This is a genomic window from Gimesia sp. (assembly GCF_048262075.1).
Taxonomy (GTDB): domain Bacteria; phylum Planctomycetota; class Planctomycetia; order Planctomycetales; family Planctomycetaceae; genus Gimesia.
Genome location: NZ_JBLXFK010000013.1, coordinates 20,322 through 46,053, shown reverse-complemented (window position 1 = coordinate 46,053; position 25,732 = coordinate 20,322). Strand labels below are relative to the sequence as shown.

The window sequence follows — 25,732 nt, the reverse complement described above, 5'->3', positions numbered from 1 at the left end:
CCGACAGATCTCAGTTAGAGATCTCTTCAGGAGGAATGGGACTGCCATGCGGGTCCTGATCGGTCTCGTTGGTGTCCTCATTCAGTTTTTCACGTAACTGGCGATCAGTGAAATGTTCCAGTCGCTCGGCTTGCCTGTGAATCGTTTCTGTGGACATGCCCGCGTGTTCAACCAGGTAGTGCTCCCAGAGTCGATGTGAGCGAACCAGTTGACGCGCCTGGTCGCGACCTGTTTCTGTCAGTTCGTAATAACCGTTTGTGACTGTGATCTGTCCCCGTCTGGCCAGATAGCGGAGTGAGAGACTGGTTGGTAAGGCACGGGAGAACAATATTTCCCGCAGGTAACCGGCATCAGGTTTATGGTCCGGTTCACGTTCTTCAATACGGTACATCAACGCAATGATGTCTTCTGCGAGAATCTTCCACGACAGGAACTGCCGCCGAACAAAAACGACGAGGATGCCATGCCGCGGACCAAACAGGGCAGCTACTACGAACAGTAGACCAGCAGAAACCGCCATCATCCCCGCGGTAGAAGTGCTGCCATACCCAAACCAGTGGGGCACGGTAATCGCGCTGATATGTCCCGTGATGGCGGCGATGATTGCCAGAATCACACTGAGGATGATCATGTGCCCCAGCCGATCTGTGAGCATGTAAGCAGCAGCGGGAGGGACCACAAACATGGCCACGACTAGAATATTGCCCACCGTTTCAAAGCTGGCGACCGCGGTGATCGCGACCAGTGTCATGAGAGTGTAATGAATCAGTGTGGCGTTAAATCCGGTGGTCGTCGCCAGTGCCGGATCGAAGGAACTGAGTTTGAGTTCTTTGAGAAAGCAGACCACAAACAGCAGGTTGATCAACAGGACAATGGAGAGCACGGCGACAACGCGGGGAATTTCCCAGCCAGCAATCAGGACCGTGTCGAGGGGCGTCAGTTCGATGGCTCCATAGAGTACGCAGCCGGGATCCAGGTCAACATGATCCGCAGCCTGGACTATCATCACGAGACCCAGTGCGAAGAGAGACGTGAAGACCACTCCCATGGAGGCGCCTTCGTCCACTTTTCCAAAGCCCCTGATCCACTCTGTGAACAGAGCCGTCAAGATACCTGCGATGACAGCACCAACGAACATCGGCAAGCTGCTGCGGCTGTCACTGATAAAAAAGGCGGCAGCGAGACCGGGTAAAATTGCATGGGTGATCGCATCGCCCAGCATACTCATTTTTCTCAATACCAGAAAATTCCCCAGCAGGGCGGTCGCAACAGAGCATAAGATTCCAGCGACAATAATCCAACCATCCAGAAACCAGTTCCACTGGCTCAATGCTTCTCTCAAAATGTTCATGAACCAGGCCTCCGGAATTGAGAGTCAGGCGAATCGGTGCTCTCCTGCTTGATCTCAAGAGTATGGGGGCTTGGTAAGATGTCTGGAGATGATTGCTGAATCAGTAAGGATTCCAGTTCAGCTATGACCTCCGGTTCCAGCACATGTTCGATAGCATCGGCATCCCGATCGACCTTGCTGGATGCTACGTCGGCATAGGTAATGAGGTACAGTTCCCACAGTCGATGCTCATGAACGACCCGCGCGGCTTCAACCAGCCCGAGTCTGGTCAAACGCACTTTTTCGCCGGGAAATATTTCAATCAATTCATCCTGCCTGGCTCGGCGGATCATCTTATTGAGCGCTGACAATGACCAGCTACGCATCTGAGTGAGGGTCGCTATGGGGACGGACTTGTCTCCCGTAGCGGTATTCTCTATCAGCATGTTGTGTGCTTCCAGGTATTCATAAATGCTGCGCAGCAGGTGTTGTCGATTCACTTTGGTGTTCAACTGATAGCGTCTGACTTTGCGGATCAGAATCCCCCGGGGAACGCCGAAAATCATACTGACCAGAAACATGCTGGTCGCGACCAGCACAATCATTGCACCGGACGGAAGATTCGGAAAGATGGCGCTCATGGCGGAACCAATCATGCCACTCAGCGCACCAAGGATTGTAGCAACGAGAGAGAGGTAAAAGATCTTTTCTGTCCAGAAGCGGGCTGCGGCCGGGGGAATGACCAGGAGCGAAATCATCAGAATCAATCCGACAGCCTGCAGACCGATGATCGTGACGACGACAACCAGCCCCATCAGAATCATGTCGAGAAAGACGACGGGAAAGCCACGTGAGCGGGCAAATCCTTCGTCGAAACAGAGCAGTGTGAGTTCTTTATACAGGAAGATTGAAATCAGCATACAAGTCAGTCCCGCACTGCCAATCAGCCAGGCGTCACTGGCAACCATCGATGCTGTTTTACCATAGATAAACGATTCCAGTCCCGCAGCATGTCCCGTCTGCATCTGCTGGACAATTCCCAGTAATGCGACTCCCGCTCCAAAAAACACGCTGAGCACGATACCCAGTGCGGCGTCTTCTTTTAAGCGGGTGAGGTTTCTAATTAACAGAATGGATGCGATTCCCAGTAGTCCACTGATGGCAGCACCCGACAGAAGCACAGGCAGAGTTTTTCCATTCATACCCAGTGAGGTCGCGAGGATAAAAGCAAGAGCGATGCCAGGTAGAGTGGCATGGCTCAGCGCATCGCCCATCAGGGCCCGTTTTCTGAGCAGGGCAAAACTGCCGATCATGCCGGCTGACATTCCCAGCAGTGTCGTCCCCAGAATGACAATGCGCGTATTATAGTCTTCTAAAAGGAAAACACGTTTCCAGTCTTTCCATTCAGGTATGGAAATGCTGCGGTCTGTAATGGATTTCTGTGAACCGGGGGTGTCGGCTGCGAGCAGCGCAGCATGCGGGCAGAGGCTCATCAGAAGAAACACCAAAGCAAACAGCCTCATAAAGACTGCTCCCGACGTCGCATTGTTTCGGTCGCTTCTTCGAGCAGGGTCAGTCTGCCACCATAGGTTTTCTGCAGATTTTCCGGTGTGAAAACATCGGCTGTTAAGCCATGATCGATCACCCGCATGTTCAACAGAATGACATAATCAAAATACTCGGGAACAGTCTGCAGGTCATGATGAATGACCAGGGCTGTTTTGCCGGACTCTTTCATTTCCTGAAGAATCTGAATGATTGCTTTTTCTGTTGCTGCATCGACGGCAGCAAATGGTTCATCCATCAGGTATAGATCTGCGTTTTGAACCAGGGCGCGTGCCAGAAAAGTTCGCTGTTGTTGTCCGCCTGACAGCTGGCTGATCTGGCGGCGGGCATAGTCGGCGATTCCTACACGATCCAGGGCTTCCATGGCGCGAGCTTTGTGCTTCTTGCGAACAGGCAGGCACCAGCCAATTTCTTTGTAAAGTCCCATGGTCACCACATCCAGGGCATCTACGGGAAAATCCCAGTCGACACTTTCCCGCTGGGGGACATAGCCCACACGTTGACGATTTTTCTGATAAGACTTGCCAAAGATCTGAACCCGTCCGGATGCTTTGGGGATCAGATCCATGATGGCTTTGAGCAGAGTACTTTTTCCGGCGCCATTTGGTCCAATGATTCCGATCAGTTTTCCTGGAGGGATATCAAAGCTGACATCCCAGATCACAGGTTTACGGTGGTATGCCACTGTGAGATCGTATACGGAGAGGGGGATCTCAGCGTTTGGTGTATCGTTTTGAAGATCAGATAAAGGGCTCTCGCTGGTATTCATAAGATTGCAATTATTTCATTGAAAGTATGATGGTAGTGGGAACGCTTCAAAACTTCAGGCAGCGATTGGCCCGGGGGAGTCAGGGGGCGAGCTTTCCCTGCAGTCCTTTTTCCGGAGCCATGCCGCCGAGTGCCCGGGTGACGGTTGTAAAATTATGATCCAGCATTCCCATATAACTCCCTTCATAACTGCCTGCTTCACCCATGGCATCCGAAAACAGCTCGCCTCCAATAATGATCTCATGGCCTTGCGCTTTGGCCCCATCAATTAATGCCGTGATGTTCTTTTTAGAAACACTGCTCTCTACAAAAACCGCTTTGACATTTTTAGAGACCAGCAGATCTACCAGTTCATTGATCCGTTTCAAGCCAGCCTCTGATTCCGTAGAAATCCCTTGTACGCCCAGCACTTCCAGTCCATACGCCCGTCCAAAGTAATTAAAGGCATCATGTGAGGTGATTAAAATGCGACTGTTTTCCGGGATGGACTTGATCGTTTTCAATCCATATTCATGTAGAGTTGCGAGTTGCTGTTTATATTCGTCGGCATTTTTCTGATAGGCATCCGCATGTTTGGGGTCATATTGACTCAATGCATCTTTCACCGCATCCACGCAGAGGGACCAGGTGGCGACATCCATCCAGACGTGGGGGTCGTAATGTCCGTTAAAATCATCCGGTTCCAGTAGTGATTTCGGATCGATCAATTCTGTTACTGCAAAGACAGGCTTACTTCGCGAGACTTTGATCAGGGTGTCCGCCATTTTGCCTTCCAGCATCAAGCCGGAATAGAAGACCATATCCGAATTCATGATGGTCTGCACATCGTCACGGCTGGCTTTATGCATGTGAGGGTCGACTCCAGATCCCATAATCTGGGTTACGGTCACATATTCGCGTCCTACATTTTTGACGAGATCTGCCACCATGCCGACTGTCGCGGCTACCGGAATCGGGTAGTTCAACTGCTTCTGGCCTGAGGATTTATCTGGAGCCGCATTCTGTTCGGACTGACAACCTGCCAGTATGACCCACATTAGACTGAAAGCAAGAAGCCTTCGCATATACTCTCTCCCGTAACCGGATGGCTGTAAGATAACTGTTAAATGTAGCCAAGGCTACATTTTGTTTTATTTTAACAGAGTCCGTGATTGTGTCAACTCCAGTGGGAATAGTGTTGCTCAGGGCTTCAGGTGGCGATCAAAGAAACCGATTACAGCAGGTCTGAGATCCTGCTGGCTGGGTTGCAGGTGGAAACTGTGAGGGGCGCCCTCAATGATCAGCAATTCGGAGGGCATCTTTTCATTCTGAAGAGCAGCCTGAAGTCGTTTTGACTGTTCCAGGGGAACGAGTGTATCCTTTGTTCCATGTAAAATCAGGAAGGGTGGATCGTCTTTTGTGAGATGTGATACGGCAGAGGCCTGTTTGCTGAGTTCTTTCTCCTCTTCCGTAAACGAGTCCAGCAGGTCTCGTGATTTTGCCAGGGCAATCAGGTCGTGAGCGCCATACATGGGGACAACTGCCTGAATACGTGTAGAAAAATCGGCATAAGGACCTTTCGGATCAAGTTCGGGGTCATCGCCGGTCACGGCCAGCATGGCAACCAGATGACCTCCCGCTGATCCTCCAATTGCTCCGATATGGTCGGCGTCAATCTGATACTGTTTTGCGTGTTTTCTCAAATAGCGGACCGCTGTTTTGCAGTCCTGCAGATGACCGGGCCAGACCTGCCTGAGGTTATCGGTAAACCGGGAGTGCCGTTTCGCAAGTTGATAATTAATACTGGCGCAGACATAACCGGCTTTCGCCAGATTGTTTCCGATGTTCAATTCGCGGCGGGCTGCTTTATCACCGCCGTGCCAGCCACCGCCGTGGATGATCACAACAGCGGGATAGGGGCCGCTTCGAAATTGAGGATCAGGCAGATACAGGTCCAGTTTTTCGCTACGCCCTTCGCCCAGGTAATTAAGGTCTTTTTTTACCTGGATCTGGGACAGTTCCTGTTTCACCCGTTCGCTGGGATCAATAAATTTTACTTTGTCTTTTCCAGCCAAAGCGACCAGACCTTTGATATCGAACTGCTTGAGCAATCCAAAGCAGAAGAGCTCCGGCGCCTGATTGACAGATTGATCCTGTTCAATGATTTCTTTTAGTGAACCCAATGAGCCCTGTAGTTCAACGTTGGAAAAGACCTCCGGATCGATAGCAGCGGCTACGAGTGCGAACAGGCTGCTGCGGGGGCCGGCAGACTGAATCTTGACAGACGTCTGCTTTTTCTGATCACGTAACCAGTGTGCAATCGATGTTAACTGGCTGGCCTGGATACCCAGTGGACGTTCTCCGACAGCGGCGACCAGTAATCCATACAGAAAGTCGCGTTGGCTGATTTTCGATTCACCGAAGTAGAATGGGTCCACTGCCAGGACGGTTTCTCCCTGTGACAGTAACTTCTGAACCTGCTCTGCCAGGCTTTTGCGACCTGCATCTGCGACGAGGATTGTGGTGGATTCAGAAGGACCGTTGGAGAATTCGACAGCAGGGACCGTCCAGTTTTGATCGATCTTCAGTTTCCAGAATGTGACAGTTGTTTTGCCTGTTGTTGTCTGGCTGGATTGTGTTGCCTCAAGTAGCGTGTCTGCGGTTTTGAAGTGCACGATCTGTTTGAGCGCTGCCCGCTGTTTTTCAGGAGTAGTTTTCGTACGCCGCGGCAGATTCCGGCTGAGCTTGAGGGCCAGTGTATGGAAGTCGGCATTGTTCTCAGGCAGCTCGACTTTGAGTTCATCTGCTGTTTTAAGTTCGGCGTTACATTCCATTTCCTTGACCGGTAAGGGTTTGCCCGGTTCCGAAAAATGAGTGGACAGCATGCGGTAAAGGGCCTCGCGGTTGTCTTTCAGAAAATTGTGATCGCCGGGGTCATCGTTGACGTGCTTCTGCAGATGGTTTTCTTTGTCGTAGAGTTTAAAGATCGGGAAAGCGGCTTTTAACAGCGGCGGTTGGGCATAACCGGATTCAAAGCAGCAGTTGTCTTTGGAGTTGTTTGTGAGCAGGGTGGGGCGGGGTGCCCGCATTGCTGTCAAATGTGTGTAGTCGGCATAAACAGCCAGATCGTTGGGGGTCTGTTCGGAGTCCCCCAGATCTTTGGTGTGATAGACGCGCGTCAGGTAGCTGGAGTATCCGGCAACCGGGTTTGACAGAGTGACCCGTTCGTCCAGCGAGCTGATGAAGATGGTCTGCCAGCCACCGCCTGAAAGACCGGCGACCGCGACACGTTTGGGATCAGCATGAGGATGTGATAAGAGTACATCAAGGCCGCGTTTCATCGACAGATAAAAGGGTGCCAGCCCACTCGTGCCACACAAGTCCAGTTGATTCATTTTATAATGGGTGAAACCGGAAACGTTCAACTGTCCCATCCCCAGCCATTCAATATTGAGCGCCAGCATGCCTCGCTTCGCCTGATTAATACAGCGTACCTGTTTGTAGTCGGCTGCTTTCCCATTGCGGTCGTGTCCATTCACATTCATGACTACAGGGACTTTACCGGTGAGCTGGTTGGGAATATACAACAGCGCGGGGACCCATAAGCCGGGGAGTGCTTCAAAGCGTAGTTTCTGGATTTTATATTCAGGGCCGCCTTCAATGGTTTCGAGCCAGTCGACTTTTAATTGAGAGTCCCGCCATTTTGCGGCTTCCCCACGATAGACGACTTTATTCAACACGTTGCTGCGGACTTGCGAAATATATTTTTCCCATTCCTCAACGCTGCTGATTTCCGGCATTCCGGGAACCCGCGGTGCAATGAAGGCTTGGACTTCTTTCCAGGGGAGATCTTTATCCAGAACCGGCTGAGATAACAGGCTCTTCAGATCGGGTTCTGCTGCCTGTGAGAGGGTGGGATTTGTCAGTAGCAGACAGGAGATTAGCAGGATGGCACGGACAGAGTGGCTAAGCATGGTTGTATCTCCTGGTGGATGCAGGCGGGTATGATTCGAGGCTGAAGTCAGTGTTGGGATGTCGCCAGGGAATTGGATTCGATGGGGAACTGGATTGACGCCCCTACCTGCCAATGATTTATGACCTGAAGACATCTTTTTATTTTGAGAGATGGATCGAGCCAGCACAAGTTGGTTAATAAAATTAAAGAACCTCTGGTCACAAATTAAGTGAATTCCAGAAACCAGTTCAATGACTTTATTTTCCTTGACCCAGTTCGATGGAACGATTTGTTGCCGCGCTGACTGCGTTCATCAGGCTGTTTCTTAATCCACCAGCCTCCAGTGCATGAATCCCTGCGATCGTAGTTCCGCCGGGGCTGGTCACCGCGTCTTTGAGTGTGCCTGGATGTTCGGCTGTCTGCAGGACCATCTCGGCTGCCCCTTTTACCGTCTGTGCTGCCAGCTGCGTGGCGATATGACGTGGCAGACCGACGCGGACTCCCCCATCGCTCAGGGCTTCGATTACCTGGTAGATATAAGCGGGTCCACTGCCAGACAAACCGGTGACCGCGTCAAGTTGTGACTCGGGGACTTCAAATGCGATCCCCACTGTCGAAAGTAAGGACTCCACCAGATTTGCATCTTCTGTGGTCGCCTGTCCGCCACGAGCAAAAGCAGAGGCGCCCTGTTTGACCAGGCAGGGTGTGTTCGGCATCACGCGAATCATCCGGGTGGTTTTTCCCAGGGTGTCCAGAAACAGTGAAAGCGGGCAGCCAGCAGCGATGGAAATCAACAGGTGTTGACTGGTAACAGAAGATTTGATTTCCTGAAGCACGTCGGGAATCTGCTGGGGTTTGACCGAGAGGATGATGATTTCTGACTGTTCCATCACCTGCTGATTGGATGAAACGGACCGTGCACCGGTCTCCTGGACAAATTTTTTGCTGGCTGCTTCATAAGCGTCGCTGGCGCAGACATGGTCTTTTGTTGTGAATCCAGATGAGATTAATCCCCCTGCAAGAGCGGTTGCCATACGGCCAGCTCCGATGAAGCCGACTTTGGAGAGACTCTGTTCTGTCATGCGAATGCTGCTTTCTGCTGCCTGTTGTTGTGGTTTTCAGCTTCGAAAGGACGCCAAATTTGGTCTGTCCTTGAATTTTCAAGTGGATATTCCCTGCCTGCGGGGGCATAAACTGCTAGAATAAGATAATGTATGCCGAGATACTTACGGAATTGTAACACCAACATTCAGAATGTGCACCAGAGTGCGTTCTCTGGATGAATTACCATAGTGTGAGCTGATTGCGAGATGAAGATTGCTGGCTATAATAAGTTGGACAAACCAACCGGAAATGAAAGCCAAACGATAATGTCTGACTTGATTCCACCCCCGATTCGTGTGGGGGCGGTCTCCTATCTCAACTCGAAGCCTTTGATTGAAGACCTGGAAGAGCTCGCCGAAAATGCTGAACTGATGTTGGATTATCCCAGTCTTTTGGCGGATGATCTGGCTGCCGGGCGGATCGACGTTGGATTGATCCCTTCGATTGAAGTGATCCGGAGTTCTGAATACGAAATTATTTCCAATGCCTGTGTCGCGACCCAGGGCCCGGTTTTGAGTGTTAAGATGTATAGTCGGGTTCCTTTGGGGAAAATCAGGAGACTGGCTTTGGATATGGGATCCCGGACGAGTGCGACACTGGTTCGGATCATGCTGGCTGAACAATATGGCGTTTATCCGGAAGTCGAGCCGCTACCCATCGAACAGACCATCGAAGCCAGTACCGCTGATGCGATTTTATTGATCGGAGATCGTGCGATCCACACTCCGGAGACGAGCTTTGTGGCGACCTGGGATCTGGGTGAAGAGTGGTTGCGGTGGACGGGGCTCCCTTTTGTTTTTGCCATGTGGGCTGTTCGACGAGATCAGGAAACCGGTTCGTTAGAAGCTGCCTTGTGTCAGGCGCGAGATAAAGGTGTGACACTACTGGATGAAATTGCCCGCCGGGAAGCGCCGAAGCTGGGTATTGATCAATCGGTAGCCGAAAATTACCTGAAGAATAATTTGAGTTTTTACCTGGGGCCCGCGGAATGTTGCGGGTTACGTTTGTTTCAAGAATTAGCTATTAAAACGGGACTTGCGCCCGAGGGGGTTCCTCTTGTCTTCCGAAATTGCATCTCTGCTGGATAAAGCCGTCGCCGGCGAACGTCTGAATCGAGAAGAGGGACTCAAACTGATGGAGTCTCACGATCTGGTTGCGCTTGGTCGTGCAGCCAATGAGGTCACAAAACGCCTGCATCCGGAACCGTATCGTACTTATAACATCGATCGGAATATAAACTATTCCAATTCCTGTACGGCAGTTTGTGATTTTTGTGCCTTCTATCGTAATCCCAAATCTCCCGAAGTCTATGTTCTCAAACCCGAGCAGTTGTATCAAAAGATTGAAGAGACGATCGAACTCGGCGGGGATCAGATTCTCCTGCAGGGGGGCTTGCATCCCACGTTGAAGCTGAAATGGTATGAGGATCTGCTGCGGGATCTGCGCGAACGCTATCCGACTGTGAATGTTCATGGATTCAGCCCGCCTGAAATTCATCACTTCACGAAAGTCAATAAACTCTCTCTGCGTCAGGTGCTCGAGCGACTCAAAGCCGCTGGACTGGGAAGTCTGCCCGGCGGTGGTGGTGAAATTCTTGTCGATCGTGTGCGCAAAGAAATCACGCGCGGTAAAGCCCTCACCGATGAGTGGCTTGAGGTGAATCGTGTCTGGCATGAACTGGGCGGTATTTCGAGTGCGACAATGATGTTCGGTCATATCGAGACACTGGCAGAACGGATCGAACATCTGGATCGTCTGCGGGAACTGCAGGACGAAACGCATGGCTTTTCCGCGTTCATCTGCTGGACACTTCAGCCGGAGCACACGGATATGGAGTATGTGCCACCCGCGGGGGCGTTTGAATATTTGAAGACGCAGGCCGTGAGTCGCCTGTATCTGGATAACTTCCAGAACATTCAGTCTTCCTGGGTCACTCAGGGTGAAAAAACCGGACAGATGGCACTGTTTTTTGGTGCCAATGATATGGGCAGTCTGATGATCGAAGAAAACGTGGTTTCTCAGGCAGGAACGACGCATCATCTGACTGTTGAGACAATTCGACGCTGTATTACGGAATCGGGATATATCCCCAGGCAGCGGAATGTCTTTTATGACTATATCGATGATCCCGATTCCAGCGGTCCTGCCAAAGGAGCAGGTCACGTTCCACTCCCCGTGCTCAACTGACAGAAAATTGATCATCCAATCAGCGCAGGGCAGCCGATTCGCGTTGATAGGCTATGCTTACGTGTAATAATAACGTATAAGTAAGCCTCTCTCATCAGTCGATTGGTGTGATGCTGATCGTCTGAATAACGCAGGCAACAGGGATAATGGACGGATATGATTCACGTCGAAGGGCTGAGCAAAAGTTTCGATGATTTGCGTCGTGGCAGCATTATCGCGCTCGACTCAGTGAGTTTTGATGTCCAGGCGGGGGAAATCTTTGGTTTGCTGGGGCCTAATGGGGCTGGTAAAACAACCTGTCTGCGCATGTTGAGTACGGTCCTGCAACCCACGGGGGGCTCGGCGACAGTGGCCGGCTACGACGTGGCCACCCATCCCCAGGATGTGCGTGGGCAGATCGGATTCATGTCCTGCAATACCGGTATTTACGACCGAATGACTGCCTGGGAAATGGTGGAATATTTTGGTCGACTTTACGGCATTGAAGAGCAAGAGTTGCAACAGAGACTGGATCGCATTTTCACAACCCTGCAGATGCAGGAGATCAGGGATATGCTTGGTTCCAAGATGTCGACCGGGATGAAACAGAAAGTCTCCATCGCCCGCACCATCATTCATGACCCCCCGGTTTTGATCTTCGATGAGCCCACCACGGGACTAGATGTTCTGGTAGCGCGTGCTGTTTTGAAAACGATTGAGGCCCTGCGTGAGGAAGGCAAGTGCATTATTTTTTCGACTCACATTATGAGAGAAGTCGAAAAATTATGTGATCGCGTCGCGGTCATCTATAAAGGGAAAATTCTGGCGATCGGTAGTATCCCGGAACTGGAAGAACAATATCACGAATCAGATATGGAAGAGTTGTTCTTCAGTTTAATTCAACAGCATGAAGACCAGCTGGCGATGAAGGCTCAATAATTCAGATGATACAGTGGAAGAACATCAAGCTGATCTTAATGCGAGAATTGCGCGACCAGATGCGCGACCGCCGTACCCTGTTTATGGTGGCAATTCTTCCGTTACTGCTGTACCCGGCAATGGGTATCGGCATGGTGCAGATGACGGTGTTGTTTTCCGAACAACCCCGGACAGTTGTCATGCTGGGCGCTGATGAATTACCAAAACAACCTCAGTTACTCGACGGGGATCAGTTTGTTTCCAACTGGTTCACGATTCCCTCGGATGCTGACAAACTACGCGTCATAACGGATAGTCAATCCGCGGATACAAAGACCACTGATTCCGAGTCGCCAGGTTCTGAATCATCTTCAGAGCGTGAAGAGATCCTGAAGCAGGCACGTGAGCTGGAGCTGGAGCTGAAACAGCATCAGAATCTGCTGGAAGAGTGGGATAAACTGAAAGGCGACGAAGACAGTAAACAGACCGAGCTGCTTTTAAATGAAATTACTGAGACGAAAGAACGGCTCAGTAAGCAGTTTGCTGAAAGTAAGATCCAGGTACTGATTATCATACCGAAAGGACTTTCGGAAGAACTGGAGCAGGTCAGTGAAAAACTTGCGCGCCATGAGCCGATAGACTTCGATCCCGCAGTTTCATCAAGGCCGCTGGTCCTGGAAAACAGAGCCGACGAGAAATCAAAGTTGGCCTTTATCCGGGTTCAGGAGGCGATGCAGGCTTGGGAAAAAGCGATCTTACGTGCCCGATTGAGTCGAGCCAAGCTTCCCGTTTCTTTACCCACTCCCATTAATCCGGAAGTCATCGACCTGGCGCAGGATGATCAGCTGGCGGCGAATCTCTGGAGCAAGTTGTTTCCTGCATTGCTGATTATCATGGCTGCCACCGGTGCCTTTTATCCGGCGATCGATCTGGGAGCGGGTGAGAAAGAGCGGGGCACGATGGAGACTCTGTTAATCTCCCCCGCGAAACGCACAGAAATCGTGCTGGGTAAGTTTTTGACAGTGCTGATTTTCAGTGTATCGACAGCCTTGTTGAATCTGGCCAGTATGGGATTTACCGGCAAGCATATGGTGAACGTAGCGGGATCGGGAGCACTTTCCAAAATTGGGGATCTTTCGTTTCCTTCATTTTCGGCTCTCTTCTGGATCGTAGTACTGCTGATTCCCCTGGCAGCGCTCTTTAGTGCTTTGTGTCTGTCGTTGGCCACGTTTGCCCGCAGCAGCAAGGAAGGTCAATATTATCTGACTCCGTTATTGATGGTCACCATTGGTCTGACCGTTTTTTGTTTATCTCCCGCAGTAGAAATCAATCCCTTTTACAGTCTGATGCCTGTGGTTGGCGTGGCTCTTTTGTTGAAGGGGATGCTGTTATCGACGGTGAATGCCGGCATCCTGTATGTGTATGCGATTCCGGTCCTGGTGACGAGTATCGGGTATAGTTTGCTGGCACTCTGGTGGGCTATCGACCAGTTTCAGCGGGAAGATGTTTTATTCCGTGAGGCAGAACGGTTTGAAGTAGGACTCTGGTTGAAGCACTTGATGCGCACCAAAGATGCACTGCCCAGCTTCGCCGAGGCGGGATTCTGTTTTGTCATCATTATGCTGCTGCAGTTTGCCGTCATGAATACCATGCGTGACGCCATTCAAATGGCGACGAGCGCAGAACGTCCGACGCGCATGATGCAACTGCTGATGATTCAGCAACTGGCGATCATTGCGACTCCGGCGCTGATGATGGGGATCATGCTGACGACCAGTATGAGAAAGACGTTTCGTCTGTATCTGCCTCGTTTCGGCTTCTGGATCGTGGCGATTATTCTGGCGTTTGCCCTGCATCCCGTTTCACAGGAGCTGGTTTCGAGTTTAAGGTGGTTTTTCCCGGCATTACCGAAGGGGACCGTTGCTGTCCTGCAGGATATGTCCGATCCGAACCAGGCGATCTGGTTGATTTTACTGGCGTTTGCGCTGGCACCTGCGGTCTGTGAAGAGCTGGCTTTCCGTGGTTTCATTTTAAGCGGTTTTGGTCGACGCGGACGAGCCTGGCTGGCGATTATCCTGTCGAGTGTCACCTTTGGTGCCATGCATATGATTCCTCAGCAGGTCTTTAATGCAACACTGGTCGGATTAGCACTGGGATTGATTGCAGTTCACAGCCGCAGTCTGTTTCCGGGGATTGTCTTTCACTTTATCTATAACTCCCTTTCGATATTCCGAGGTCGGGTGCCTGAAAAATGGGTTCCCGAAAATGGTCTACAGTATTTTGTCAGTATGGGGCCAGATGGCTTACGGTATTCCTGGCCTTTACTGCTGATTTGTGTCGTGATCGCGATTGCTCTGCTACGCTGGGTGACACTTCAGACCAAACCCGCTTACGGTCAGCCGGCAGAATCGTTGTCGTTGTCTTCTTATGATCGCCGGCTCACTGATTCCAAATGAGCTTTGTTCTGATATAATTTGAGCCGGTCGAATTTTTGCCTGCCATCAATGTTTATTAGACAAAGTGATATTTTGGAACGTCAGATCTTAGCTGCCCGTTGGGTTTTTCCCATTGAAGGACCCCCGTTGGAACGGGCTGTCGTTGAAATTGAAGGTTCCCGGATTGCCGCCGTGTATCAAGGGGAGCATCCTCAAGCTGTCGATCTGGGCAATGCTGCGCTGATCCCCGGTCTTGTGAATGCGCACACGCATCTTGAATTCAGTCAACTGGAACATCCGCTTGGCCCGACAGAGCCGTTTGCCGAGTGGATTCGATCAATTATGAAGTCGCGGTTTACCTGTTCCGTTCCCGCCAGAGATCGAATTCAGCAGGGAATTGAGGAGAGCCTGAATTCGGGGACAACCTGTCTGGGAGAAATCGCAACCAGCTCGGAGAGCCTGCAGCTTTTGTCTGCAGATGAGAGAAAACCGTCTGCGGTCGTCTTCCGGGAATGCCTGGGGTTCACACCAGATCGGATTGAGGACCAGATACAGATTGCCGCCGACTTCCTGCAGCTGGGAACTGAGGTGGAATTGAATGATACGATCGGTTTAGGTTTAAGTCCTCATGCGCCTTACAGTGTGAATCCCGATTTGTATCTGAATCTGGTCCAGCAGGCACGTGATCAGGGAGTTCCCGCTGCTGTTCATCTGGCGGAGACAGAGGATGAGCTGGAATTTCTGAGCCAAAAGTCGGGGCCTTTTGTTGATCTATTAACGGAACTGGAGCTCTGGGATCCGCAGATTTTGCGAGAGGGGATGCGTCTGTATGATTACCTCGTACCCCTGGCGGAACTCAGTTCTGCGCTGGCCGTCCATGGAAACTATTTTGGTGAGGCTGAAATTGACTTTCTGAAACAGGCTCCCCAGATCTCTGTCATTTACTGTCCGCGTACCCATCATTATTTCGGTCATCGTCCCCATCCCTGGCAGAGATTGATCAGTCAGGGAATCAATGTGGCTTTGGGAACAGACAGTCGGGCCTCAAATCCCGATCTCAGTCTCTGGAAAGAGCTACAGTTTCTGCGTGACAGGTTTCCGAAAGTCTCAACCGGTTTCATTCTGGAGTGTGGCACTTTAGCGGGCGCCCGTGCACTGGAGTTGTCAGACGAGCTGGGGTCGCTGGCTGTGGGGAAACGAGCCGATCTGGCTCTGATCCGATTACCCGAATATTCCGCAGCAGATTCAGGCAGTGATCTTTTGTTGGATTCCGCAGCCTATGTTTCAAGAGTCATGTTGAATGGCGTCTGGATCAATTGATTTCGACGGGAATCCCGTTACCCTATTATCACCAGTCGGCGCATTTTGTTTAATAGTTAATGTGTCCAGTGCTCGGTTTTTGATTCATATCAATTCGGTCATGCGTGAACCTGTCCGGAATCGCAACTGTTGTGGGTGAAATTCTCAATTGTTGTTGGGGAACCATCAAATGGAAAATACAATGTCAATCGAATTTGGTCAATCTGTGCCACAACACCTGTTTACTGTTCCTGACGAAGAATTCCTGCAGTCCATTCAATGGAAGTCGAAGCCGACGGGCGATCTGATGAAGGGGGCGCAGGCTGGAGATCTGGTTCGATTTTGTAAGGGATTGTCTTCAAATTTGAAATCCATCGCCAAACAGAAGCGAGCAGGAAAACTGGCTGTTGAGATGCAGTGGTCTACACTCTGGTCTGATGAGTCGGTAGACGAAACCTGTCGCACTTCAGATTTGATCAGCCTGATTCGATCAGCCCAAAAACTACCGGTTCAACTCAAAAAAAGTAAAAAAGCTTCTCGGCGGAAAAAAACTCCTGAATTGAGCTGGGATGAAATCAGTCGCCTGCTGGTAGGCTGGATTGATCAGATCTCTGCTGCCGATCCGTTACAGCCGTTTGAATTATTACTCTTAATCGAGCTGCTGGAAAATCTTGGTTATCGATTAGCACCCGCTGCTATCATCAGTGTCTGGAGAGCCTGTCTGTTTTCTGCAGTGTCACTTTGTTTCAAACTTGAAGAAACAGATTTTTCGGGACTGTCCGAAGATCAGGTTGCCTTGATTTCGGGAGAAGTACCCTGGCGTGCCGGTTTACTATTCTCGGATATTTCCGGCGCAAAGAATTTCCGTCAACTGGGTCAACAGAATTTGCGAGACAGTTTCTTCGACCGTACTGATAACGATGGGACTCCGCATGCGGACTTCTTCCCCCGGCTTGATTATTGGTTGATTACCTTGATGCGGGCAACCTATGCAGGCCAGATCTGGGGCAAAAAATTATGGGATGAAGAGGCCCTGGATCGTTTCCAGTTGTCGGTTGAGAAAATAACCGCGGCCTGCGATGCCAGTGGGCAAATAGTGCTTTGCCCGGTGCATACTGTTTCTCATCTTAAGTTACTGGCAGCGGCTGCAACTATTGCAGGACTGCCATCCCGAAGTGCAGAGCGATTATATCTAAAATCTCTTCAGACAATAAAAAAACGATCCGGATTTTTTATCCAGTCCGAGGACTGTGTTTCAACACAGTCAGACTGGGCAGCCTATGCTTTGATGCGAAATTACTGGTCCGATACTTCCAATCTTCTGGTTACCAGCTGGAACGCGGAACTCCCTGTCGTCAGTCTGACTGCGATGGGTAAATTACTGTTCCAGGGAGCCTGGGATTTTTCATTGACAATCAACGGAGAAGTCGTGACTGGCGATGGCGAGTGGAGCTGTGTCTGCTGGAACACGGATGAAGATGCGGATTACCTTGAACTGCACATGGACCTGGATTCCGGTTTTCGTCTTGAACGCCAGTTGCTGCTCCCCCGCAATCAACACTTTGTTTTTCTTTCGGATATTGTGACAGGAGCCGAAGCGAGTAACATTGAATATCGATCGATACTGCCAGTCTCGTCGGAACTGACGGGGATGGTAGACAGTGAAACACACGAGTTGACGCTCAAGACCAAAGGGCTGACGGCACGCATCTTTCCAATCGGACTGCCGCAGGAGCGGGATTTCTTTCAACCGGGCAGTCTGACATTTAATGAGCAACATCAGCTGATTTTGCAGCAACAGGTTTCGGAAGCGTCGGCTCTGTACGTTCCATTGATCATCGACTGGGAGCCCGATTTGAAGCGCAAGGCAGCAGACTGGTCTCGGCTGACTGTGAGTGAATCCGGAAAAATTTCTCCTAGGGATGAAGCATCCGGACATCGGTTACGGATTGGGTCACACCAGTTGCTGGTATATCGCAGTCTGAAAAAAGCGGAACATGCACGCGCTGTACTGGGCCATCATACCAGTTACGAATCTGTGATCGGTCGCTTTGATACGAATGGTGAATTGAATCCTCTGCTGTTTGTCGAGTAAAGCGATCGAAACACCGCGATTCTTCCCTTTCTGAAGTGGCAGGGTACTCAGAGAGGCCTGGAATTCTTACAATAAGAGTTTGTGAGAGTCATCCTGGCTTCTGATTGAAACTGATTCGAGCCATTCTCAATGATCCGGAATGGTTGTATGCAGATGACAGTCGCTTACCGTGATGCCAGGCTGATATCGATGTATACTAGAGCGCATCGCATTTAACCATAGCATCTCCCGATCTATGATACCCGGTCCAAATGGACCTGGAGACGCTACAATAAAACTGGACACAGTCTAAATTAAAAAACAGGCTTCAACATACTGAAACGATCAAGGACAAGAGAAGAATCATGTCAGAAGATATCTTTGCAGTTTTAGAAGAATTACAGCAACAGTCACCCCAAGCAGTTCTGGATCAACTGGTTGAAACCCTGACATCACAGAAAAATTATCATCGTCTGTTTGATGCTTTGTTAATGCAAAAAAAACTTGCGCTGGGTACTGGTCTGCTCCAGCCAACCAGTTTTGATAATGTGCCGGAAGATCAAAAGAAAGATTTCGAAGAAGCTTATATTGATGCCGCCCGTCAAGTCGGCAATTTATTCCTGGAAGACAAAAAGTATTCTGATGCCTGGCTCTACTTCCAGACAATTCAGGAACCCGCCCCCGTTGCTGAAGCATTAAAGAAAATCAATCCACGCACCGTACCCGAGGATAAAGTAGAAGAACTGATCCAGGTTTGTGTTTATGAGGGCGCTAATCCGGAAAAAGGATTTGAGATCATGTTACAGGTCAATGGCATCTGTAACACGATTACCGTGTTTGACCAGATGAATGCGCAGCTGAACCCGGAGGGACGACAGCAGGTCGCCTGTCTGCTGGTCGACCAGTTGTATGCTGATCTCGTTCAGTCGCTGCAGTACCAGGTACAACAGAAGGTGCCCATGGCTCCACCAGCTGACAATCTGCGGGAACTGATGGCTGGTAGAGACTGGATGTTTGAATCCGGCAGTTATCATATCGATGTTTCGCATCTCAATTCTGTAGTGCGTTTTGCCCGTCTGTTGCCTGACGAAGACCCTCATTTGTCAAAAGTCATTGAATTGTGTGAATACGGTTCCCGGTTAGACAGCCAGTTTCAGTATCCGGGTGAAACTCCGTTTGAGGATTTTTATCCGGCTCACATGCACTTTTTCAAAGCCCTGGTGGGAGATGAAAATGATCAGAAAATGGGAATCGCCTATTTCGAAAGTAAACTGGAGCAGGAGCCGGATGAAGACGACAAGCAAATGATTGCTTACGCCTTGATTGATTTATTGACGCGCGTGGGGCAGGAAGAGCGGGCCATCGAACTGGCGGAAACCTATCTCAGCCAGTTTGAAGATCCGAATACTTTTTCCTTCACCGATCTGTGCCTCAAAACAGACCATCTGGATGTATTACAGCGAGTGGCCCGTGGTAAAGGTGATCTGGTAACCTTTGCCGGTGCATTACTGGATGAGCAGGCTAAATCGCAGTCGCAGGAATCCTGATTGATACGATCTGAAATCGAGGCTTCCGCATGTCCCACCTGCCCCATAACCGTGCCGCCTGGAATCGACTGGCGGAGGTTCGCAGCCAGTTTACCAAGGTTGCAACCGATGAAGAGTGTCGCTCTCCCTTGCAGACGCTTGATTCACGAGGCTGGCTGCCGGAATCGGTCACCGGCAGGCATGTGCTCTGCCTGGCATCTGGAGGAGGCTGGCAATCAATTCTGTATGCATCCGCTGGAGCGCACGTCACTGTTGTAGATCTCAGTAATAGAATGCTGCAGCTCGATGAGCAGGAAGCAAGCAGGCGTGGTCTGCAGGTGAAAATTGTTGAAACATCGATGGACGATCTGTCTGATTTGCGGGATGCCCAATTTGATATTGTGCATCAACCTGTGAGTACCTGTTATGTACCTGATGTGGAAGCCGTTTACCGGGAAGTCGCTCGCGTGCTTCGTCCCGGAGGACTTTATATCAGCCAGCATAAAACTCCCACGAGTCTGCAACTTACCAGCAGAAATCAGCAGCATGAATATATTGTGGGGCTGGAGTATTATCAGCAGGGACCACTGCCGAAAACAGACGACCGATCCTACCGGGAGGACGGCGCGACCGAATACCTGCATCGCTGGGATCAACTCGTCGGCGGGTTGTGTCGACAGGGGTTCGTGATCGAAGATCTGCGCGAGCCTGTGCGTGCAGACCCCAGTGCGCCGGTAGGACATTTTCGTCATCGAGGTCGGTTTGTCGCGCCCTATGTGCGTATTAAAGCGCGTCGTATCGAACAGCAGTCACAGGTTGAATCGCCGGCAGCGATCTGGGTTCCCTGATCTATTCTGCGTCGTAATGAATGAGTGAGTAAACATCACAGCCATTCATTTTTTCCCGTCCGTTCAGGAATGCGAGTTCGATCAGAAACGCACAACTGACGACTTCTGCCTGGGAGTGTTTGGCCAGTTCAATACAGGCAGAAATAGTTCCCCCGGTTGCCAGCAGGTCATCCACGATCAAAACTCGGTCATCAGAGTGAATGGAATCGGTATGCATTTCCAGGGAGTCAGAACCATATTCCAGTTCGTAGTGAAAGGCTCTTGTTTCGAAAGGAAGCTTGCCTGGTTTCCGAATGGGGATGAAGCGAGCACCCAGAGCAAGCGCCAGGGGCGCTGCGAATATAAAGCCCCGTGCTTCGGCGGCGAGTATGGCTGTGATCTCTTTTTCACGATAGTAAGCAGTCAGACGGTCAATGACTTCCTGAAATGCTTTAGGTTCGGCGAGCAGAGGCGTAATATCTCGAAATAAAATTCCTGGTTTGGGAAAGTCCGGAATTTCACGAATATACTTTTTCAAGTCGAGTTTTTCATTCATTGTTTGTGTTCTCTTTCTGAGAATCGGATTCGGTTTGTGCTGCCTGTTTCAGTGCAGGCAGCGCATTAAGTTTGAGTCTGGCTTTCCGGACCATCTCTTGGGCCACCTCTGCCTGCTCCTGTTCGTAGAGTACGATCAGTGCTTTCCATACACGAGCAGCTTCCTCAAATTTATTTTCATTGATGAGTGCGTCTGCATTTGCCATGGATTGCGTGAGCATAATAAATCGTTCCGCTGTGCGAGACGGGTTATTTTGCAGTTCATTGAGCATTTGCCGGGCAAGATCTCGCATCTCATTCTGTTTGGTATTATCGGTGTCCTCTGAATTCTCGTTGAGTATGTCAACCAGTGCAGAGAGTATGATTTCTGCCTGTGCGATATTACCGGTTTTCAGGTGATGTTGTGCCAGCAAGATAAACCTCTGGGCTTCATTTTGCGGGCCGGTACGTGATCTGCGTTTTGCTGTCATACCTGCACTGGAGCGGATTTCATAAACTTTAATTCGTTCCAACAGTGGTTCAACATCTTCTTCCCATTGTCCTGGATTCGATTCCAGCAGTGGTAATAAAAATTTATCACGGGCTGTATACCATTCCGGATTCTCGGGTTGCTGCATTATCTGCCGCCCCTGTTCAAACATTTCTTGAGGGGTGAGTTCCTGCTCTTGAAACCAGAAGTAACCACCGGCAATCAGGATTACCAGCATACCCAGCAGAAAATAGATGTTGTCGAAGATCTGACTTAGTTTTGAACCAGTACTGTCTGATTCCAGTTGCGCCCGCATCAGGCTTTGCATTAAGGTTCCAGCACCGGCTTCGGGTTCTGAAGCAGATTGTACAAGGGTCGGAGTCACTGAAGGATCACTGGTTCCTGAAAGTGCATAGGTATCATCCGAAGTCGACATTTCATGTTTGCTGAGAACTTCCTGCAGGCGGCGGGAAAGAACGTAGGCATCCGGAAACCGTTTCTGAGGCTCTTTTTCGAGCAGCTGGCAGACAATTTCTTCCAGCCAGATGGGGAGATCATCAACGTATCTGCCGGGCCGATCAAACTGGCCATACTTCTGTTTTTGAATGATGGCCAACATCGTTTTCCCACTGAAGGGAGGCCTGCCGGTAAGCATGACATACATCACCGCACCCAGGGAATACAAATCACTTTGCCGGGTCACCCGTTTGCCTTCTGCCTGTTCGGGTGACATGTACTCTGCCGTGCCGATAATTCCTCCGGTCACCGTCAGCTTTTCCGTGGCGAATAATTGAGCGACACCAAAGTCAGCCAGTTTGACTGTATCATCATCTTTCAGAATCAGGTTGGAAGGTTTCAGGTCCCGATGGATGATGCCGGCGTCATGCGAGGCTTTGAGCGCAGAACAGATCTGGATAGAGATGTTGACGACCGTTTTCCAGTCGATGCGTTTTTCACGTCGGAGTCGCTTGGTTAAAGTTTCACCGTCGACATATTCCATCACATAGTAGTAAATGTCGTTTTCCACTCCGCTGTCATAGAATTCAATGACGTACGGATTATGCATCTTTTTCAGTGCTTCGATTTCACGATGAAAACGTTCGACAAAGCCCGGCTCCCGCGCGAGTGCACTGGGGAGAATTTTAATGGCTACCTGTTGATCGTTGTGAATGTTCGTAGCCAGATATACCGAACCCATACCGCCCGCGCCAATTTTTTTTTCGATCAAATATTCGCCGAGTCTGTCCGGGGCGGATTCATGTTCGTGAGTGTTCAAGATAGTTGCTCGATATTGGAATGAACCAGTGGCCGCTGATTCGAGATGTTTTGTTTATGAAAATCTGGAGTTACTTGTACAGTGTCTGAAGTGCGGGAGATGTCTATAATCTCAGGAACAATTTTTTTAAGCGAAGTATATTTCTTTCTATTATGGTTGAATCCATGTCTGATGCAAGAACGAAGGCGGTTCTGTTGATTGCCCATGGCAGTCGACGTGATGAAGCTAACCAGGATCTGGTGAAACTGGCGGCAATGTTGCGGGAACGATGTAAGTTTGCGGTTGTGGAATATGCGTACCTGGAACTGGCTGAGCCTGCGATTCCTGAAGGTGCGGCCCGGTGTGTGCAGGCCGGCGCTACTGAAGTATTGATGCTACCCTATTTTCTCTCAGCCGGAGTACATGTTCAGAATGACCTGGAAGAATTTCGGAATGGTTTCGAGCAGACCTATCCCGAAACCCGGTTTCGGCTCTGTGCGCATCTGGGTTTGCATCCTTTGATGCTGGAGATTGTCCTGGACCGATTGAATGAACCCGCAGGTCAGAGTGCCAAATAAAAAAAGGGCGCTCCGAAGAACGCCCTTTTCTCGCAATGAAAAATCTTTCAAATCTTAATTGGTTTTAGTTTCAGAAATCTTTCCGAAGGCTTTAAAGGTGATTGGTTCACCCCGGCCTGCGATGGTGACAGTGAATTCTTCTGAGTAGTCACCGGGTTTGTTCGGTGGAACAATTGTCAGCGGTAAAACGTGAATGGGCTGGGTTGTTTTAGGCATCCGGATCTTGAATGCTTCGTCGTCTGACTCGCATTCAATTTTATTGATCTCGAATGGTTTTTTACCACGCAGGACAACATTCACTGTTTTTTCCTGACCAGGAATCATCATTCCCAGTGAAACCAATTCAGGTGTGATTGTGATATCTGATTCCACTTTCGCTTCTACCAGCAGAGGCACCGTGGTGAAATTCACATCGTTTGTTTTAAGCATGATCTGTTCGCGGATTGGTCCCAAAGGTGTTTTGGGTGACAGCGTGAGAACAAGGTTATAGTTAACCCGTCCACCGCCGCGGGCGGTTTCGACAGCTTTAACGGTCAGAGAAGGGTCTTTGGATTGAATCCCGGTAATCGCCCAGTCATCCCGACCAGCATAAGCGAGTGCCACGGTGGTTTCGGCACCTTTACCGACTTCGACAGAACCAAAGTTGGCGGCACCTGGTGTGAAGACAACGTCTGTTCTGATGTATGCCGTAATCGGAATCCGGACTTCTGCATACTGTGGTGCGTCGATCGTGATAATGACGTTGGAATCTTTACGTCTTTGAAAACGTGCGGTATCCATTTTGACCTGAATATAACCTTCTTCACCACTTTCCAGGATGTTCTTGGAAGGTTCGGCTGCTGAACAGCCACAGGTAGTGCGGACATTGGAGATGTGCACTTGATTGGGGTAGATATTTTTAATTTTCAGACGGAATTGAGCATCTGACCCCCGGGCGATAACCCCGAAGTCAATCTTGTCTTTGTCGAACATTTTCTCAGCCCATCCCTGACCGAATGAGCTCGAGGTACTCAACATAAACAAACAGGCACTCAAAAAACCAAATCGGAAACTGCTCTTACTTAACATTATAGAATCTCACTTCTGCAAAAAAAGAATTAACTTCGATGTATTAAATTAAGTCGAGGCACTGAGATTGGTTAATTTGGTAGGAACGTTTACCGACTTTCAGCACACCACTTTACATCGTCTAGTGCAGAATCCATTCACAGAGACGTTTCACACTACTTGTAAAATCGGGCTTTCACAAACTTTTGCAAATTTCAGAAGCGCAGAAAATGCAATCGCTTATCAGGCCTGGATCAGATCGCCAGCATTATACTGAATTTATGTGTCCAAGATCAAATTTGATATTCGGAACACTCAGATATATTGGCTTGTGTGACAAATACATCAGTCGGCATCGACACTTTGGTGATGGCAATTTAGTTCTCATTAGTTGAAAAGTCAATGTTGTCTCATTTCAGCCACCCGAGCTATCCCCGAACGGAGCAAACGGAGTAATCCAACCTGTTTTGATCGGTTTGACTGCGATCACTATGCTGTCGCAACCAGTTTCTATAACTGGGTTTGGGGGAATACTGAGTGTATCTGGAGTATTCATTATAAGTAGTGGGGAATCATTTAAACGGATTGTTTTACCATCATCAATCGCCAGATTTTGACATGCTTGTCCAGGTTGGCTGATGAGGATTTCTTTCCGGTTCGTCAAGACTCTGCGAGATGTTCAGCTCCGTGCGGCATTCTTCTCCTTTCTGTGAATTCTATCCGACCGCTGAAAGGGCGCGTGATACGCTTTGACTAAGAGTGTCTTTCCCAGGAAAGCATTCTGGCAAATACACAACGCTGACAGCCGGACAACTGCGTTTGCTCTGGTTGAATGATAAGGGAGACAGGAAATCTTTCATTATCAGGCTGGTTGAATTTTCATTGCGGGAATCAGCTGGTTCGTTTCACACAAAAGAGTGCTTTAGATTACTGAGACATTGTTGATGAAGAAGGTCACTGGAGACACAGTGGTGGAAAGAACATGAGTTCGGTCTCATTATAACAGGGAGCAACGGGTTAACATGATAAACAAACTCACTGCCAGAACTGGTCTGACCGGAATCTTGATTCTGGGAATGATGTTTCTGGCGATACCAGGCCAGCTGGAAGCTGGACATAAATGCGGACATGGCCACTGTAAAGGGGGCGGACTGTCACTGTTTCATTCTGGAAAGTGCTGCAGTCCCTGGAAGCTGGGCCATAAACATAAATGCAATTCGGGTTGCGGGGGAAGTTCCTGCGGCTGCGGATCAATTGTCGATCACTATTATCAGGGAGCCGTCTATGGTATGGGAAACAGTTCGCGCGGCGGTTGCCAGTCGTGCCAGTCTGGAAGTGGTGTTGCTGATTTTAATGGGATGCCAGCCGGTGGTCCGTCGCCGCAGATAGGCTTGCAGCCGATGCCGATGCAGGTGGCGCCGATGCGACCCCGGATTCTGCACTATCCGGGTACGATGGGGACTGCTTATATGCGTCCGACAAGAACGATGCCCGCCGATGGTCCGGAAGGTCATCCGCGAGACGCGGGCCTGGATGTCTATGCTCCAGGCGCAACCGATATTCGGGTCGTCGCATTAAATCGCCAACGGGATGAGATGATCGGCTATCGAGATCCTGAGAATGATGACATCTGGGAATTTGTAACAAAGCGGCCTTTGATTCCAGGGATTCCGCATGTCTATCAGGTCTATGCGATTTTTCCTGAAACCGGTCGAGTTCCACAAACACAACGAGTCAGGCTGATCATGGGACGAATTGTAGAGCTGAGCTACAAGAAGTACGAATCAGGCCAGCCACGTCCTCACTGAGAAGGAATCATTTCTGAGAATATAAACTGTTGATTGCAGAATTGGTTGGAATTTCTGACCGAACCCACGCCCT

At 49.9% G+C, this 25,732-nt stretch carries 19 protein-coding genes; 10 read left to right on the top strand and 9 right to left on the bottom strand.

Annotated elements, in window-relative coordinates:
• Positions 1-10 precede the first annotated feature (10 nt).
• From ACN0YH_RS21685 to proC, 6 genes are all read right to left on the bottom strand, one after another.
• Positions 11-1,351, bottom strand: a complete 1,341-nt coding sequence (locus ACN0YH_RS21685) for a metal ABC transporter permease (RefSeq protein WP_417381687.1) — start codon at positions 1,349-1,351, stop codon at positions 11-13.
• Positions 1,348-2,853: an iron chelate uptake ABC transporter family permease subunit gene (locus ACN0YH_RS21680; RefSeq protein WP_417381686.1), complete on the bottom strand. Its 1,506-nt coding sequence runs from the start codon at positions 2,851-2,853 to the stop codon at positions 1,348-1,350. Before ACN0YH_RS21680 ends, ACN0YH_RS21685 begins: the two co-directional genes overlap by 4 nt.
• Complete coding sequence (locus ACN0YH_RS21675; protein ID WP_417381685.1) at positions 2,850-3,665, bottom strand: metal ABC transporter ATP-binding protein; 816 nt, start codon at positions 3,663-3,665, stop codon at positions 2,850-2,852. The genes ACN0YH_RS21680 and ACN0YH_RS21675 overlap by 4 nt, the downstream gene beginning before the upstream one ends.
• Before the next feature lie 79 nt (positions 3,666-3,744).
• Entirely contained in the window at positions 3,745-4,728 is a 984-nt protein-coding gene (locus tag ACN0YH_RS21670) for a metal ABC transporter solute-binding protein, Zn/Mn family (RefSeq protein ID WP_417381684.1), read from the bottom strand.
• Between the two features lie 117 nt (positions 4,729-4,845).
• Entirely contained in the window at positions 4,846-7,617 is a 2,772-nt protein-coding gene (locus ACN0YH_RS21665) for a prolyl oligopeptidase family serine peptidase (protein ID WP_417381683.1), read from the bottom strand.
• 238 nt (positions 7,618-7,855) lie between these two features.
• Complete coding sequence (proC, locus tag ACN0YH_RS21660; RefSeq protein ID WP_417381682.1) at positions 7,856-8,680, bottom strand: pyrroline-5-carboxylate reductase; 825 nt, start codon at positions 8,678-8,680, stop codon at positions 7,856-7,858.
• Positions 8,681-8,968: 288 nt separating this feature from the next.
• Between proC and ACN0YH_RS21655 the strand changes: the two genes are divergently transcribed.
• The 8 genes from ACN0YH_RS21655 (at position 8,969) to ACN0YH_RS21620 (ending at position 19,968) form a co-directional block, all read left to right on the top strand.
• A complete protein-coding gene (locus tag ACN0YH_RS21655; protein ID WP_417381681.1) occupies positions 8,969-9,790 on the top strand; it encodes a menaquinone biosynthetic enzyme MqnA/MqnD family protein in 822 nt (273 codons plus the stop codon).
• The gene (gene mqnC, locus ACN0YH_RS21650) at positions 9,759-10,889 is read left to right on the top strand and encodes a cyclic dehypoxanthinyl futalosine synthase (protein ID WP_417381680.1); all 1,131 of its coding nucleotides are present in this window, start codon (positions 9,759-9,761) and stop codon (positions 10,887-10,889) included. The genes ACN0YH_RS21655 and mqnC overlap by 32 nt, the downstream gene beginning before the upstream one ends.
• 156 nt (positions 10,890-11,045) lie before the next feature.
• A complete protein-coding gene (locus ACN0YH_RS21645; protein WP_417381679.1) occupies positions 11,046-11,807 on the top strand; it encodes an ATP-binding cassette domain-containing protein in 762 nt (253 codons plus the stop codon).
• A 5-nt stretch (positions 11,808-11,812) separates the two neighbouring features.
• Positions 11,813-14,242, top strand: coding sequence for an ABC transporter permease subunit/CPBP intramembrane protease (locus ACN0YH_RS21640; RefSeq protein WP_417381678.1), 2,430 nt, complete (start codon positions 11,813-11,815; stop codon positions 14,240-14,242).
• 72 nt (positions 14,243-14,314) lie between these two features.
• On the top strand, positions 14,315-15,541 hold the full coding sequence (locus tag ACN0YH_RS21635) for an amidohydrolase family protein (RefSeq protein WP_417381677.1): 1,227 nt from the start codon (positions 14,315-14,317) through the stop codon (positions 15,539-15,541).
• Positions 15,542-15,722: 181 nt separating this feature from the next.
• Entirely contained in the window at positions 15,723-17,615 is a 1,893-nt protein-coding gene (locus ACN0YH_RS21630; RefSeq protein ID WP_417381676.1) for a hypothetical protein, read from the top strand.
• Positions 17,616-17,959: 344 nt separating this feature from the next.
• Positions 17,960-19,141, top strand: coding sequence for a hypothetical protein (locus ACN0YH_RS21625; RefSeq protein WP_417381675.1), 1,182 nt, complete (start codon positions 17,960-17,962; stop codon positions 19,139-19,141).
• 29 nt (positions 19,142-19,170) lie between these two features.
• On the top strand, positions 19,171-19,968 hold the full coding sequence (locus tag ACN0YH_RS21620) for a class I SAM-dependent methyltransferase (RefSeq protein WP_417381674.1): 798 nt from the start codon (positions 19,171-19,173) through the stop codon (positions 19,966-19,968).
• Between the two features lies 1 nt (position 19,969).
• Here the strand turns inward: ACN0YH_RS21620 and ACN0YH_RS21615 are convergent, their stop codons facing one another.
• Together ACN0YH_RS21615 and ACN0YH_RS21610 are read right to left on the bottom strand one after the other, a co-directional pair.
• Positions 19,970-20,503 carry an adenine phosphoribosyltransferase gene (locus ACN0YH_RS21615; RefSeq protein ID WP_417381673.1) on the bottom strand — a complete coding sequence of 178 codons (534 nt, stop codon included), beginning with the start codon at positions 20,501-20,503 and terminating at the stop codon, positions 19,970-19,972.
• Positions 20,496-22,247 (bottom strand): serine/threonine protein kinase, encoded by a 1,752-nt coding sequence (locus ACN0YH_RS21610; protein ID WP_417381672.1) that lies wholly within the window; start codon positions 22,245-22,247, stop codon positions 20,496-20,498. Before ACN0YH_RS21610 ends, ACN0YH_RS21615 begins: the two co-directional genes overlap by 8 nt.
• Before the next feature lie 152 nt (positions 22,248-22,399).
• Between ACN0YH_RS21610 and ACN0YH_RS21605 the strand changes: the two genes are divergently transcribed.
• Positions 22,400-22,804, top strand: a complete 405-nt coding sequence (locus tag ACN0YH_RS21605) for a sirohydrochlorin chelatase (RefSeq protein ID WP_417381671.1) — start codon at positions 22,400-22,402, stop codon at positions 22,802-22,804.
• 54 nt (positions 22,805-22,858) lie between these two features.
• On the opposite strand, the gene ACN0YH_RS21600 is transcribed toward ACN0YH_RS21605, so the two are convergent.
• Positions 22,859-23,776 (bottom strand): DUF1573 domain-containing protein, encoded by a 918-nt coding sequence (locus ACN0YH_RS21600; RefSeq protein WP_417381670.1) that lies wholly within the window; start codon positions 23,774-23,776, stop codon positions 22,859-22,861.
• 1,097 nt (positions 23,777-24,873) lie between these two features.
• On the opposite strand from ACN0YH_RS21600, the gene ACN0YH_RS21595 reads away from it, so the two are divergent.
• Positions 24,874-25,659 (top strand): hypothetical protein, encoded by a 786-nt coding sequence (locus ACN0YH_RS21595; protein ID WP_417381669.1) that lies wholly within the window; start codon positions 24,874-24,876, stop codon positions 25,657-25,659.
• Positions 25,660-25,732: the final 73 nt, after the last annotated feature.